The sequence below is a fragment of the Paenibacillus sp. Y930 genome (assembly GCF_056786375.1).
The window spans coordinates 275,468-290,441 of the sequence record NZ_JBXCIX010000001.1 but is presented as its reverse complement, the minus strand read 5'-3'; the positions used below and the strand labels follow the sequence as shown (position 1 = coordinate 290,441).

13 protein-coding genes are annotated in these 14,974 nt (G+C 39.5%); all 13 read left to right on the top strand.

Annotated features, from left to right (window positions below; translation table 11 throughout):
* Positions 1-14 precede the first annotated feature (14 nt).
* The 13 genes from AC1TO5_RS01440 to AC1TO5_RS01380 all read left to right on the top strand — a co-directional run bounded on the left by AC1TO5_RS01440 (position 15) and on the right by AC1TO5_RS01380 (position 14,534).
* Positions 15-335, top strand: coding sequence for a hypothetical protein (locus AC1TO5_RS01440; RefSeq protein ID WP_482061004.1), 321 nt, complete (start codon positions 15-17; stop codon positions 333-335).
* 27 nt (positions 336-362) lie between these two features.
* Positions 363-953: a DUF6115 domain-containing protein gene (locus AC1TO5_RS01435; protein WP_482061003.1), complete on the top strand. Its 591-nt coding sequence runs from the start codon at positions 363-365 to the stop codon at positions 951-953.
* Complete coding sequence (locus tag AC1TO5_RS01430; RefSeq protein ID WP_482061002.1) at positions 946-1,518, top strand: hypothetical protein; 573 nt, start codon at positions 946-948, stop codon at positions 1,516-1,518. Before AC1TO5_RS01435 ends, AC1TO5_RS01430 begins: the two co-directional genes overlap by 8 nt.
* Positions 1,519-1,698: 180 nt before the next feature.
* Positions 1,699-2,397 (top strand): 30S ribosomal protein S2, encoded by a 699-nt coding sequence (gene rpsB / locus AC1TO5_RS01425; protein ID WP_482061001.1) that lies wholly within the window; start codon positions 1,699-1,701, stop codon positions 2,395-2,397.
* Positions 2,398-2,512: 115 nt separating this feature from the next.
* Entirely contained in the window at positions 2,513-3,163 is a 651-nt protein-coding gene (gene tsf / locus AC1TO5_RS01420) for a translation elongation factor Ts (RefSeq protein ID WP_482061000.1), read from the top strand.
* A gap of 105 nt (positions 3,164-3,268) precedes the next feature.
* Positions 3,269-3,997, top strand: coding sequence for a UMP kinase (pyrH, locus tag AC1TO5_RS01415; RefSeq protein ID WP_482060999.1), 729 nt, complete (start codon positions 3,269-3,271; stop codon positions 3,995-3,997).
* A complete protein-coding gene (frr, locus tag AC1TO5_RS01410; protein ID WP_482060998.1) occupies positions 3,997-4,551 on the top strand; it encodes a ribosome recycling factor in 555 nt (184 codons plus the stop codon). The genes pyrH and frr overlap by 1 nt, the downstream gene beginning before the upstream one ends.
* A gap of 78 nt (positions 4,552-4,629) precedes the next feature.
* Entirely contained in the window at positions 4,630-5,394 is a 765-nt protein-coding gene (locus tag AC1TO5_RS01405) for an isoprenyl transferase (RefSeq protein ID WP_482060997.1), read from the top strand.
* 27 nt (positions 5,395-5,421) lie between these two features.
* Complete coding sequence (locus AC1TO5_RS01400) at positions 5,422-6,216, top strand: phosphatidate cytidylyltransferase (RefSeq protein WP_482060996.1); 795 nt, start codon at positions 5,422-5,424, stop codon at positions 6,214-6,216.
* Positions 6,217-6,231: 15 nt separating this feature from the next.
* The gene (locus AC1TO5_RS01395; protein WP_482060995.1) at positions 6,232-7,371 is read left to right on the top strand and encodes a 1-deoxy-D-xylulose-5-phosphate reductoisomerase; all 1,140 of its coding nucleotides are present in this window, start codon (positions 6,232-6,234) and stop codon (positions 7,369-7,371) included.
* Between the two features lie 85 nt (positions 7,372-7,456).
* A complete protein-coding gene (rseP, locus tag AC1TO5_RS01390) occupies positions 7,457-8,722 on the top strand; it encodes an RIP metalloprotease RseP (protein WP_482060994.1) in 1,266 nt (421 codons plus the stop codon).
* A gap of 9 nt (positions 8,723-8,731) precedes the next feature.
* Positions 8,732-10,180, top strand: coding sequence for a proline--tRNA ligase (gene proS / locus AC1TO5_RS01385; RefSeq protein ID WP_482060993.1), 1,449 nt, complete (start codon positions 8,732-8,734; stop codon positions 10,178-10,180).
* A gap of 34 nt (positions 10,181-10,214) precedes the next feature.
* A complete protein-coding gene (locus AC1TO5_RS01380; protein WP_482061798.1) occupies positions 10,215-14,534 on the top strand; it encodes a PolC-type DNA polymerase III in 4,320 nt (1,439 codons plus the stop codon).
* Positions 14,535-14,974 lie beyond the last annotated feature (440 nt).

Genomic DNA, 14,974 nt, shown 5'->3' with positions numbered 1-14,974 from the left:
TGGGGGGGCAAGATATGGGCATTAATCCATTAAATCTCCAGCTATCTGTTCCGCGAACTCCTGAGATGAGTTCTCTTCAACAGCAGGCAATGCAAAGACCAGTAACTGAACAGACAATATTAGCTTCAAATGCATTGAAGCATACTGACGAATTAAGATCTGTAGCCCAATCGGTTGAGGAAACGGATAAAGCACTTATTCGTGATCAGGAAAATGGTAATCAACAAGAACAAAAATCTAAGAAGCGCACACAAACCGATAACGCTCTTGACCAGGAGCTTAATGATGACAGCAAGCATCCATATAAAGGGCATAGATTTGATATTCGACTATAATTCAGATTAATCAAGGCGGGATACTCTATGCAATCTTGGCAATATATCGCTTTATTAGGGGCAGTTATTGCGGTTACAGCAGCGATATTACCAAAGAACAAGAAGAATCAAGCGACTTCTAGTTCAAATCATGCCCAATTCGAACAACTAGAAATGTCATTCGAACAGTTTATGGAAAATATGGAGAAAGAGCATGATGGATTGGTCAAAATGCTCACAAACTCTTTGCAAACAATGCGCGAAGAAGATCGCTTGAAGACAGATCAAATGATGCGACTGGAGAAGAAGTGCTCAGAATTAGAAGAGCGACTATCTTCCCTTTCGCATGCCAATGCAGCTTTTGATGCAAAAGTATCAATATTGGCTGGAAATTCTGCTTTTTCAGGTGAAAGTTCGACACATGTTATGCAACAATCTTCATTTGACGTACAGATTGAACAATTGAAGCAAAGTATTGTGCCGGAAAACAGTATACATAGCAGATATACAGAATTGTTTGAATTGTATGAAAATGGAAAATCGGTAGAAGCTATTGCCAAAAAACTTGGGAAAAACAAAGGTGAAGTACAATTAATATTACAGCTCGCGAAGCAAGAGGAGAATGCTCGTCATGCATAAGCGTTCTTTATTAATCGGCGTAGGAATTGGAATAATTATTGGCGCTTTGCTACTCCAGCTTTATAATCTAGGTTCAGATAGTCAAAAGCAGCTTAATCAGATAAGCAATGAAATCAATAATACGACAGGCGGAGACCTGATTGAACCAACCCCTTCGAATAAGATTGAACTAGAGATGGATGATGAAACTGATCTAGAGGCCCAGACACCTAGTACAACTGCTGCAGCCGTTGTTGAGGGGCAAGCAGGACTGGACGATACCATTGAGTCATCAGAGCCGCCTATCGTAGCTGTTGAGCCTGCTAAGCGGTATGTATTGCGTGTTCATCCAGGTGCATCGGTGAACAAAACAGCGAAATTGCTTGTAAGCTATAGTATTATTGAAAGTGCAACTTCTTTTGCTGCACATTTGAAAGATCGTGATACGGGAATTAGAGCTGGTTTCTTTTTAGTAGAGGAAGGGAGTACTGATGAGCAAATTCGTAAGCTGCTATCGGGCATTCCATTAACTGAAAAAGAGAGCAAAAACTTAATTAATGTCGAAAAATTAACGTTAATCGAATAAAATCAACGATTGCTGTACAATTTAGGTTGATTCTGTAACCACGATATGGTATATTAATTTTCGGTGTTAAAAACACACGCTTATCAATCTTGTTATTGGTGCTTTTGCTATGCAAAAGTGATAATGAGAAATGCGATTAGCGGCGGACACAATAAAAAAACCAAACAGGAGGTGTTGAATATGGCGGTTATTTCCATGAAACAACTACTAGAAGCTGGTGTGCACTTTGGTCACCAAACTCGTCGTTGGAACCCTAAGATGGATCGTTATATCTTCACAGAAAGAAACGGGATTTACATTATCGATTTACAAAAAACAGTGAAAAAAGTTGATGAAGCTTATAACTTTGTCAAATCAATCGCTGCTGATGGCGGTACTGTTCTTTTCGTAGGTACTAAGAAACAAGCTCAAGATTCTGTTAAAGAAGAAGCTGAGCGTTGTGGTAACTTCTTTATCAACCAACGTTGGTTGGGTGGTACACTTACTAACTTCCAAACTATTCAAAAACGTATTGATCGTTTGAAACAGCTTGAGAAGTGGGAGCAAGATGGTACTTATGATGTTCTTCCTAAGAAAGAAGTTATTCTTCTTAAGAAAGAGCAAGATCGTCTAGAGAAGTTCCTTGGCGGTATCAAAAACATGAAAAAACTACCAAGCGCATTGTTTGTAATCGATCCACGTAAAGAGCGTATTGCTGTTGCAGAAGCTCGCAAATTGGGTATCCCAATTGTTGGTATCGTTGATACAAACTGTGATCCAGACGAAATTGACTACGTTATTCCTGGTAATGACGATGCAATTCGCGCTGTTAAATTGCTTACTGCTAAAATGGCTGATGCTATCGTTGAAGCTAACCAAGGTGAGCAAACAACTGCTTAATTGCAGGTTTTGGGTATAACCATATAAACAACAAAGGGTGGTCAGATGGTGAAAACCTCTCACCATCCTTTTTTTTGAACTAAAATATGATAAACAACTTTAGGAGGTTTTTTAGATGGCAGTAGATGCGAAGGCAGTTAAAGAATTACGTGAAAGAACAGGGGCAGGAATGCTTGATTGCAAGAAAGCCCTAGAAGCAACAGACAATAATATCGATAAAGCGATTGATTTCCTACGTGAGAAAGGGCTTTCAGCTGCAGCAAACAAAGCAGGTCGTCTTGCTTCTGACGGTCTAGTTGAGTCTTATATCCACAGTAATGGTCGTATCGGTGTTCTAGTTGAAGTTAACTGTGAAACTGACTTCGTTGCAAAAACAGATCAGTTCAAGGAATTCGTAAGAGATATTGCATTGCACATTGCTGCTTCTAACCCGAAATTCGTAAGCCGTGAAGAAGTTTCTGCGGAAGAAATTGAGAAAGAAAAAGAAATTCTTACTGCTCAAGCTCTTAATGAAGGCAAACCTGCTAAAATCGTTGAAAAAATGGTTGAAGGTCGTATTTCTAAATACTATGAGGAATTCTGTTTGCTTGAACAGTCATTCATCAAAGATCCAGACAAAACGATCGCGGCGCTTGTTAATGAAAAAATTAACACAATCGGTGAAAATATCTCAATCCGTCGTTTCGTTCGTTTCGAACTAGGTGAAGGTTTAGAGAAAAAAGTTGAAAACTTCGCTGAAGAAGTAATGGCTCAAATCAATAATTAATCCGAACTCAAGGATAGAGGGGCGGGGCGTCTGCCCCGCCTTACTTGTATCATCGCAATATAATTGAAGACCTCGTTAAAGAGGTGTAAGATGGAGGTATAAAAGTTGGAGCATCCAGTATTTAAACGCATCGTATTGAAAGTTAGTGGTGAGTCACTAGCAGGTCAAGAAGGATATGGAATTGAAGCAACAGTCATTTCTTCTATTGCAAGCCAAGTTAAAGAAGTAATCGCACTTGGTGTAGAAGTAGCAATCGTAGTTGGTGGTGGAAATATTTGGCGTGGTATCGCTGGTACTGCGAAAGGTATTGATCGTGCAACAGCTGATTATATGGGAATGTTAGCGACAGTTATGAATTCCTTAGCTCTTCAAGACGCATTAGAACAAATTGATGTGCCAACACGTGTACAAACCTCAATCGCAATGCAACAAATTGCTGAGCCTTACATTCGCCGCCGCGCTATTCGTCACCTTGAAAAAGGCCGCGTCGTTATTTTCGCAGCTGGTACAGGTAACCCATTCTTCTCTACAGATACAACAGCTGCGCTTCGTGCTGCTGAAATTGAAGCAGAAGTTATCCTAATGGCGAAAAATAAAGTTGATGGTGTATACTCTGCTGATCCATTCATAGATGAAACAGCTGAGAAATTTGAAGAATTGACGTACATGGAAGTGTTGAATCGTAATCTAGGTGTTATGGATTCTACTTCAACATCTTTATGTATGGATAATAATATTCCTCTTATCGTATTTTCGATCACCGAAAACGGCAATATTAAACGTGTCGTATTAGGTGAAAAGATTGGTACTATTGTAAAAGGGAGTGGGAAGTAATGTCACAAGAAATTAAGACATCTGCTGAAGAGAGAATGGAAAAAGCGATCAGTTCATTGAAGCGTGAATTTGCTACGCTACGTGCTGGTAAAGCTAGTCCAGCTCTTTTGGATCGTATTCAAGTTGAATACTATGGTGCAACAACACCGTTGAATCAATTAGCAAATATTACAACTCCGGATTCTAGAACAATAATTATTCAACCATGGGATAAATCCTCTGTAAGTGAGATAGAACGTGCGATTATGAAATCGGATGTAGGCATGACACCATCTAATGATGGTGGTACGATTCGTTTGTCTGTACCAATGCTTACGGAAGAACGTCGTATGGAGCTTGTGAAAACAGCGAAAAAAATTGCTGAAGAAGCAAAAGTAGCCATTCGTAATGTTCGTCGCGATGCTAATGATAGCATTAAAAAACTTGAGAAATCTGAGATTTCTGAAGATGAATCCAAACGTTTTCAAGATGATGTTCAGAAACTAACTGATAAATTCATTGCTGAAAGCGATAAAGTATTAGCTACAAAAGAAAAAGAAATATTGGAAGTTTAATGATTAGTGCCCCTCCATAAGGTGGGGTTCTTTCAATAAATGGACAATATTCTTTGATTTTGTCGGGGGGAGAGCTAATTGATTAAGCGTCTTTGGTCCAGAAAAAATGAGAAATTATCTGTTTCAGAACAAACCTTGAAATCTGACAACATTCCAGTTCATATTGCAATTATAATGGATGGTAATGGACGATGGGCTAAGAAAAAGGGGCTTCCTCGGATTGCGGGACATCGTTCCGGTATGAAAACAGTGAAGAGAATTACGATGGCTGCTAGTCATCTAGGTGTGAAGTATTTAACAATGTATGCTTTTTCAACTGAAAATTGGAAACGCCCAAAAGAAGAAGTTGACTTTCTAATGAAGTTACCGCAACAATTTCTCGAAATGGAAATTGATGAGTTAATGGAAAATAATGTTCAAGTACGTATGATGGGCGACATTGAAAACCTTCCTGCTCATACTAGAGCTGCTGTAGAAGTAGCGATGAGAAAAACAGCTAAAAACACTGGGCTTGTTCTGAATTTCGCCTTGAATTATGGGGGAAGATTGGAAATTATTGAAGCCGTTAAACTTATTGCATCTCAAGTCGCACAACAGCAAATTCAATTAGACGATATCGATGAGGAATTACTATCCTCATATATGCAATCAGAGCAAATGCCAGATCCAGATTTGCTAATTCGTACTAGTGGTGAGGTTAGATTAAGTAACTTTATGCTCTGGCAATTAGCGTACAGCGAATTTTATTTCACAGATGTATACTGGCCTGAATTCTCTGAAGAGCATTTCACTGCAGCGATAGAAGAATATCAGCGGCGAGCTCGCCGTTTCGGCGGTGTATAGTCTCATCATTCGAGGTGAAATTTTGTAATGAAGCAAAGAATGGTTACTGGTCTATTATTTGGTGCTTTTTTTATTGGTTTATTAATTGTCGGGGGTCCACTATATTCAGTATTAGTACTTCTAATGGCGATTATTGGATTGTTTGAATTTACTCGTATGAATAAATTAAGCTGGAGTAATCCGATACATATCATTTCGGTCGTCGGATTATTAGCGCTTGTATTTCCTTATGAGCATTATGGCTTGAAGTGGATTACTGATCAAACGATGATATGGTTACTTATGTTTGTGCTATTTGCGTTTACGGTATTATCCAAAAATAAGTATACGATTGATGAAGTAGCTGTAAGTTATTTGGGCACAGTGTATATAGGTATCGGCTTTGCGTCGATGATCGATGTTCGCCTACTTGAACAGCATGGTTTATGGTGGAGTATACTAGCATTTTGTGTCATATGGGCATCGGATATTGGTGCGTATTTCTCTGGGCGTGCATTTGGAAAACATAAACTATGGCCATTAATAAGTCCTAACAAGACGATAGAAGGTGCAATTGGCGGGGTTGTTAGTTCCGTTATTGTTGCTGTCATTTTTGCACTATTTGCTCCTGATCTAATTGAAATGTGGCGTGCAATCGTGATTGGTATGGTTGCTGCTGTAGCAGGACAATTCGGTGATTTAATTCAATCCGCTTACAAGCGCGTACGTGGAATTAAAGACATGGGTAATATAATGCCTGGTCATGGCGGGATAATTGATCGCACAGATAGTTGGATCATTGTTTTTCCAATATTAGTGTTAACTGGGCTTATTCCTGTCTAAGGTGGAGGGTATATCTTGAAAAAAATTTCACTGCTAGGGTCAACAGGATCAATAGGTACGCAAACATTAGATGTCGTTGATCAGCATCCTGATAAATTTGAAGTAGTTGCACTTTCCGCTGGTAGTAATATTGAAAGATTAATACAGCAAGCGCAAAAGTATAAACCTCAAGTCATAAGCGTTGCAACAAAAGAACTTGCAGAGCAATTAAAATTACATATTCCTCCTGATATTAATGTTGTATATGGAGAAGAAGGCTTAATCGAAGTGGCGACTGTTTCAGATGCCGACATCGTTGTTACCGCAATACTAGGAAGCCGTGGGTTGCCTGCTACATTAGCAGCGATCGACGAAGGTAAGACAATCGGACTAGCTAACAAAGAAACGCTTGTAACGGCAGGACATATCGTTATGGAGCGAGCTAGAAAGAAACAAGTTGCGATCTTACCGATCGATAGCGAACATTCTGCTATTTTTCAATGCCTTAACGGTGAATCGATAAGTAGCATTGATCATATTACATTAACTGCCTCGGGCGGTTCGTTCCGTGATTATTCTAGAGAGCAATTAGCGAATGTTACGGTAGAGCAAGCATTGAACCATCCCAATTGGTCGATGGGCGCGAAGATAACGATAGATTCGGCTACTATGGCGAATAAAGGTCTTGAAGTAATCGAAGCTCATTGGTTGTTCAATCTCAGCTATGATCAGATCAAAGTGATTATACATCCGGAAAGTATTATTCATTCGTATGTTGAATTCAACGATCGTAGTGTAATTGCTCAGCTTGGAATGCCTGATATGAGAGTGCCGATTCAATACGCATTAACATATCCTGAGCGAATTGCAACACGTACGGATCGATTAGATTTAGCTTCTATTAGCAAACTTAATTTCCGTCATATGGATTTCGAGCGATATCCAATGTTGAGATTGGCTTTTGAATGTGGAAGAGTAGGTTTGTCTGCTCCTACAGTGTTCAATGCTGCCAATGAAATTGCTGTTGAACGATTTTTACGTGGTGAAATATCATTTTTAGCCATCGAAAATGTTGTAGAGTCTGTTCTCTCGCAACATCATAGCTGCAAAGTTGATAGTATTGAGGCCATCATTGCTGTCGATCAAGAAGCAAGAACAATTGCCGCTCGAATTTAATTGTAAAGGGTAGTTCTCTTGTGTCTCGCAGTAGAATAATGATAATCTATGTACAGGCCGTAACAACGGGAGGCTATGAGAAAGTATGCAAATGATTCAAACAGTGCTATTAACGGTATTAGTATTCTTCGTAATTGTTACGATCCATGAATGGGGTCATTATTACTTCGCCAAGCGAGCGGGTATTCTTGTAAGGGAATTCGCAATTGGTTTTGGACCCAAACTGTTCTCGTTCAAGCGTGGTGAGACGAAGTTTACGCTTCGTTTAGTTCCAGCAGGTGGTTACGTGCGGATGGCTGGCGAAGATCCAGAAATCGTCGAAGTACAGACGGGACAGACGATAGCTGTAAGGTTAAAGGATGGGGTTGTACATCGGATCTATTTGGATCGTCTCGATGAACGTAGTGAATCGATCCGTGGTGAAGTGGTCTCCGTAGATTTAGAACGCCAATTACATATCGATCTTGATATCGATGGTGAAGTGGAAAAATATAGTATTCATCCACAGGCTTTAGTTATAGCTAGAGGGAATGAAACTCAGATCGCTCCAATCGATCGTCATTTTTCTAGTAAATCGGTTGGCAAACGGGCAATGGCAATTTTTGCTGGTCCGCTAATGAACTTTATATTGGCTTTTGTCTTGTTCCTAGTCTATATTCAGATGGCTGGAATTAAGGATAGTATTTTAGTTGGTGAAATTCCTAATCAACAATCGCCAGCCGCTGTGGCGAATTTGCAGGTCGGAGATAAAATCGTAACTGTTAATGGTGAAGCAATCGGTACTGATTTTGGAAGAATGATTGATATCATTGCTGAAAATCCTGATAAATCGATCGAAATTAATATTGAGCGTGAAGGTGTAGCACAAAGCATTAGCGTCACTCCGCTTCCTGATGATGCAGGAGACGGTAAAATCGGTGTTGCAGCAAGTTATGGTACACGCACAGCAGGTTTTGCGGAGACATTTACCGAGGCTGGTACATTAATGAAGGATATGACAATAATGATCTTTGACGGCTTAAAAATGCTAGTTACAGGTCAGTTTAAGCTAGATGATCTTGGTGGACCAGTTCGTACTGCTGAAATTACGAGTCAAATTGCTCGCCAAGGTATTGTACAGTTGACGAGTTGGACTGCAGTGCTTAGTCTATACTTAGGAATATTTAATTTATTGCCTGTCCCAGCACTAGACGGTAGTAGATTGTTATTTATCGGACTTGAAGCGATTCGTCGTAAGCCGATTAACCCGAACAAAGAAGCATTTGTTCACTTTATTGGTTTTGCAATGCTCATGTTATTAATGCTTGTCGTCACATATAATGATATTTTGAGATTAATTAGAGGGGAGTAATTCTAGCATATGGCTAAGGATAAACAATTTGTAACAGAGATTACACCTCAATCTGAGGACTTTTCTAAATGGTATATCGATGTAATTAAAAAGGCGGAATTAATGGATTATTCTCCAGTCCGTGGTTGTATCATTTTCAGACCTGAGGGTTATGAGATATGGGAAAATATCCAGAAGGATCTTGACCGTCGTTTCAAAGAAACAGGACATAGAAATGCTTATTTTCCATTGTTCATTCCAGAGAGCTTCTTCCAAAAGGAGAAGGAACATGTTGAAGGCTTCAACCCTGAATTGCCATGGGTAACAGAAGCGGCAGGTGAAGTGCTAGAGGAACGTCTAGCGATTCGCCCTACTTCTGAAACGATGTTCGGACATATGTATTCCAAATGGATTCAATCTTATCGTGATCTACCTGTTCTAATTAACCAGTGGGCAAACGTTGTTCGTTGGGAGAAAAGAACACTTCCATTTCTTCGTACAAGTGAGTTCCTATGGCAAGAAGGACATACTGCGCATGAAAACGAAGAAGAAGCACGTCAAGAAACACGCCAAATGCTTGATATTTATACAGATTTTGTAGAGGAATTTCTAGCGATTCCTGTTATTAAAGGCGAAAAAACGCCATCTGAGCGCTTTGCTGGTGCTGTGGATACTTATTCCATAGAGGCAATGATGAAGGATGGTAAAGCAGTACAAGCAGGTACATCGCATTATCTTGGTGAAAAGTTCGCTGTTGCCTTTGATATTAAATATTTGGATCGCAACAATGAATTGCAATATTGTCATACAACATCTTGGGGTGTAAGTACAAGGTTGATTGGTGCATTAATTATGGTTCACGGTGATGATCGTGGTCTTGCATTGCCGCCTAAGATTGCTCCGACTCAAGTTATTATGCTTCCAATTGGACCTGCCAAAACGAGAGATGCTGTCGTTGGACGTGTTGATGAATTGTATACTGAACTGAAAAAAGCAGGAATTCGCGTTCGTGTAGATGATCGTTCTGATGTTAGTCCAGGCTGGAAATTCAATGAATATGAAATGCGTGGAATCCCAGTTCGTCTTGAACTTGGTCCTCGCGATATGGATAATGGACAAGTTATGCTTGTTTCCCGTATAACTGGTGAGAAACGTGCAGTACTTCAAACAGATCTAGTTGCTGAAGTAGAGAAGCTTCTTGCAGAAACACAACAAGAGATGTACGATCGTGCGCTAGCATTCCGTCAAGAAAATTCTTATTCAGTAGATACGCTAGATGAGATGAAAGCAGCTATGGAGAAAAAACGTGGATTTGTTGAAGCTGGCTGGTGTGGTTCTGCCGCTTGTGAGAAAACGGTAAAAGATGAGACGGGTGCGACGAGTCGTAACATTCCATTCGAGCCGGATACTCCGAAATCTAGTTGCCTTGTGTGTAATGATGAAGCGAAACATACAGTAATCTTCGCCAGAGCTTATTAGTAATAAAATGATCTAACGTCAGGAGTGGATAATGATGAACCATGCCGACGGTAAGCGTCAGCGCTTTGAGATGTTGTTAGAACAGTCAGGGCTGCCGCAGGAACTCATTCAAGCTTATTTTGAAGATGGGTACATTGATCAAGTCATCGTCAATAAGCTCAACAATGACTGGACGTTTTGCATACGCAAGACGTCTTTAGTTCCTTTACAGGCATATAATGGCTTAACACATCAAGTTCGTAAAAAGTTTGCTCATATCGCGAGCACATCGTTTAGATTTAATTATGAGTCGATCGTAGAAACTGAAAATATTGTGATGCAATATTGGCCGGTGTTTCTCGAGTGGGCCCAGAAAAATGTTGCATCAGTTAATGGTTGGATGCAAAGAGCGGATATTGTAGTTGCCGACAAGTTACTAACGATTGGATTAATGGATCATACAGGATTAGAGCTAGCAAAGAAGAAAAAAATAGATGAAGAAGTGAGTAATTTCTATCAAAATTATTTCTCACGAGACATCACGGTTAAACTTATTCTTTCTGAAAGTAAGCAAGAAATTTATGAGCAATTCCGCGATGAAATTCAGCAAGAAGATAGCGAAGCGATATCACAACTTATGGCTGAAGTGCCTGTTGAAGTTGATGAAGAAGAGACTCCGAGCAATGAAGAAGTCATCCGTCTTGCGATTGGCTATGATATTCGTGATGAAGCTATTCCACTTATGAATATTGTCGATGAAGAAAAGAAAATTGCTGTACAAGGCTCAGTTTTCTCACTGGATAAGAAAGAATTACGTAACGGAAGTACATTATTTACGTTTTATTTGACTGATTTTACGGACTCTTTGTCGATGAAAGTTTTTGCTAAGACGAAAGATGATGTTAAGATTTTAAGTAAACTGAAAAATGGTAAGTGGATCAAAGCTCGCGGAAAAGTAGAGTACGATCGCTTTATGCAAGAGCCTGAGCTTGTCATGATTCCTAATGATCTTCATGAAGTAAATGCTCCGCCAAGTCGGATGGACTATGCGAAGGAAAAACGTGTGGAATTCCATCTTCATACGACGATGAGTACGATGGATGCGGTCACACATATTAGCGATTATGTAGCGATGGCTGCCAAATGGGGTCATAAAGCGATCGCTGTAACAGATCATAGCAATATACAATGCTACCCAGACGCTGTGAAAGCAGCTAAGAAACATGATATGAAAGTCATGTTCGGCTTGGAAGCGAACTTAGTTAATGATGCAGTTCCGATTGTCCTTAATGCACAACCATTATCATTAGTAGATACAACTTACGTCGTATTCGATCTCGAGACTACTGGGCTATCTGTCATTAACAATAAAATCATTGAAATTGCTGGTATACGAATGAAAGATGGAGAAGAAATTGATCGTTTTACATCGTTCATAAATCCCCATCAGAGAATTCCATACAATATTCAGCAATTAACCAATATAACCGATGACATGGTTGTTGATGCTCCAGAGCTTGAACCTACATTGAAGGCGTTTATTGAATATATAGGCGATGATGTGCTAGTTGCCCATAATGCTCGCTTCGATATTGGATTTATTCAAGCGAATTGTAAAACATTAGGTTTTCCAGAAGTGAAAAATCCTGTGCTAGACACGCTTGAACTAGCCCGTTTAATTTACCCAACTATGAAAAATCATCGGTTGAATACGTTAGCTGATAAATATAAAGTTAGTCTTGATAATCATCACCGTGCCATCGACGATACGATTGCACTTGGTGGAATATTGAATGGGCTAATAAAAGATGCAACAGAGCGAAATATTATTAAACTAACTCAGCTTAATGATTACGTAGGTCTTGATCTTTCTAATGCAAGACCATTCCATTCCTCCGTCTACGCGCTTAATGCAGTAGGGAAGAAAAATTTGTTCAAGCTAATTTCACTTTCTCATACAGAGCATTTCAAAAAAGTAGCTACCATTCCCAAAAGTAAACTAATGGCTCATCGTGAAGGGCTACTAGTTATATCTGGCTGTGAAAAGGGTGAGTTTTTTGAGACGGTGCTCAATAAATCGCAAGAGGAAGCGGAAGAGGTTGCACAGTTCTATGATGTGTTAGAAATTCAACCGATAGATTTCTATATGCATTTAGTTGATAAAGGATTAGTTGGCTCGCGTGCGGATATAGAACAGGCACTGAGAAGAGTGTATCAAATTGGTATTAAATTGAATAAACCAGTTATTGCTACCGGCAACGTTCATTATCTTAACCCAATGGATAAAATATATCGCGAGATTACAATACTAGGTATTACTGGATTTAGTCCACTGAAAAGTATGCGCAAGCCAGATGCACATTTCCGAACAACCGATGAAATGCTGAAGGAATTTGCTTTTCTAGGTGAAGAAATTGCTTATGAAGTCGTCATTACGAATACGAATGAATTGGCTGAGCGCTTTGAAGCATATGATATGTTTCCTAGTGAGTTGTTTACACCGATTCTTGAAGGTGCAGATGAGGATATTCGTAATATATGCTACGATACTGCCAAATCAATGTACGGTGAGCAGCTGCCGCAAGTTGTCATTGATCGCCTTGAGAAAGAGCTTGTTCCAATTATCAAATTTAAATTTTCGGCCAACTATTTAATTTCGATGAAATTAGTTAAAAAATCAAATGCAGATGGCTATCTTGTAGGATCACGAGGTTCAGTTGGTTCATCAGTCGTTGCGATGTTCCTTGGTATTTCCGAGGTTAATCCATTGCCATCGCACTATTTATGTTTGAATTCAGACTGTAGACATAGCGATTGGTTTTTAGATGGCAGCATACCGAGTGGTTTTGACTTGATTAATAAGGACTGTCCTCAATGCGGTAAACCGATGAAAGGTGAAGGCCATGATATCCCGTTTGAAACGTTTTTAGGATTTAAAGGGGATAAAGTACCCGATATCGATCTTAACTTCTCAGGTGATTACCAGCCTATTGCTCATAACTATACAAAAGAGCTGTTTGGCGAAAAAAATGTGTTTCGTGCGGGCACAATTGGTACAGTTGCCGATAAAACAGCCTATGGTTTTGCAAAGAAATATGAAGAAGAGCATGGTAAAAAATGGCGCAATGCGGAAATTGTTCGATTAGCTAGTGGTTGCACTGGAGTTAAGCGAAGTACTGGTCAGCATCCAGGGGGAATCGTCGTTGTTCCTGATTATATGGAAGTTGAGGATGTTACACCGGTACAATTCCCAGCAGATGATGTGAATGCGGAATGGAAAACTACTCATTTCGATTATCATGCGTTTGATGAAAACTTATTGAAGCTCGATATTTTGGGTCATGATGATCCTACAATGATGCGGATGCTGCAAGATCTTACCGGTGTTGATCCGACGACGATTCCGATGAATGATCAGAAGGTTATGAGTCTATTCAACTCGACGGATGCACTGGGCGTAACCGCAAAACAAATACGTTCTGCGGTTGCTACTTATGGTGTACCGGAAATGGGAACGAAGTTCGTTCGTCAAATGCTTCATGAGACACAACCATCAAGCTTTGCCGATCTGCTGCAAATCTCAGGCTTATCTCACGGTACTGGGGTTTGGTTAGGGAATGCTCAAGAATTAATTAAAAATGGCACATGTAACATTAAGACGGTTATCGGATGTCGTGATGATATTATGTTATACTTAATATATAAAGCAGATATGGATGCGTCATTGGCGTTCAAAATTACGGAAAGCGTACGTAAAGGTAAAGGATTAACACCTGAATGGATTCAAGATATGAAGGATTGTAAGGTGCCACAGTGGTATATCGATTCTTGTCTACGTATTGAATACATGTTCCCGAAAGCACATGCGGCAGCATATGTTATATCTGCAGTTCGTACTGCATTTTTCAAGCTTTATTACCCTGCTGAATTTTATGCGACATACTTTACAGTTCGTGCGGATGATTTTGATCTTGAGCTGCTATGTCAAGGTTATGAGGCTATCTACAAGAAGATTGAAGAGATTGAAGGTAAGGGCTTCAGTGCAACACCAAAAGAGAAAAGTATGCTGTCTCAGCTAGAAATGTCTCTTGAAATGACTGCACGTGGCTTTACGTACAAACCGATCGACATTTATCGTTCAGACGCGGAAAAATTCCAAATAGAGGGTGAAGCATTAATCCCTCCTTTTGCGGCGGTAGGCGGTATTGGCATAAATGCTGCACGTAATATTGCAGCAGCAAAAGATGATGGGGAGTACTTATCTATTGAAGATTTTCAGATGAGAACAAAAGCTTCTAAGACGATTATCGAGCTATTAACTGCGATGGGATGTTTTAGAGGGATGCCAGAATCCAACCAACTTTCACTATTTTAAGCTGCCATTCATCGGTCGCAAAGCGAATGTTTTGGACATGCACTGTAAGCAACTAGAAATCATTTCTTGTCACTAGTATACGATTATGATATAATTTTTGTGGCAATGATGTTGATAGGGCTTTAATGATCAAAGAGTGGGGAAACCCACTCTTTATGTGTTGTTTAACCCAAAAATCATTTATTCGCGTAATTGTAGTATAACTTTCGACATGCTGTATTTTCGGAAGTCATATTAGATTATAGATGAAAATAAGCTTACGATGTACTTTTCATTGCAGGAATGTATATCACAGTAGATATGAAAAGTTAAGTATTAACTTACGAAGTACTTTTCATTGCAAGAAGCATTTCACAGTAGATATGAAAAGTTAAATTTAGTCTTACGATGTACTTTTCATTGCAGGAATGTATATCACAGTAGATATGAAAAGTTTTAGG

Excerpts from the sequence above, each read along its gene's own strand:
- AC1TO5_RS01440 (WP_482061004.1), top strand. The coding sequence starts at position 15 with ATGGGCATTAATCCATTAAATCTCCAGCTATCTGTTCCGCGAACTCCT.
- AC1TO5_RS01435 (WP_482061003.1), top strand. The coding sequence starts at position 363 with ATGCAATCTTGGCAATATATCGCTTTATTAGGGGCAGTTATTGCGGTT.
- AC1TO5_RS01430 (WP_482061002.1), top strand. The coding sequence starts at position 946 with ATGCATAAGCGTTCTTTATTAATCGGCGTAGGAATTGGAATAATTATT.
- rpsB (WP_482061001.1), top strand. The coding sequence starts at position 1,699 with ATGGCGGTTATTTCCATGAAACAACTACTAGAAGCTGGTGTGCACTTT.
- tsf (WP_482061000.1), top strand. The coding sequence starts at position 2,513 with ATGGCAGTAGATGCGAAGGCAGTTAAAGAATTACGTGAAAGAACAGGG.
- frr (WP_482060998.1), top strand. The coding sequence starts at position 3,997 with ATGTCACAAGAAATTAAGACATCTGCTGAAGAGAGAATGGAAAAAGCG.
- AC1TO5_RS01400 (WP_482060996.1), top strand. The coding sequence starts at position 5,422 with ATGAAGCAAAGAATGGTTACTGGTCTATTATTTGGTGCTTTTTTTATT.
- rseP (WP_482060994.1), top strand. The coding sequence starts at position 7,457 with ATGCAAATGATTCAAACAGTGCTATTAACGGTATTAGTATTCTTCGTA.
- proS (WP_482060993.1), top strand. The coding sequence starts at position 8,732 with ATGGCTAAGGATAAACAATTTGTAACAGAGATTACACCTCAATCTGAG.
- AC1TO5_RS01380 (WP_482061798.1), top strand. The coding sequence starts at position 10,215 with ATGAACCATGCCGACGGTAAGCGTCAGCGCTTTGAGATGTTGTTAGAA.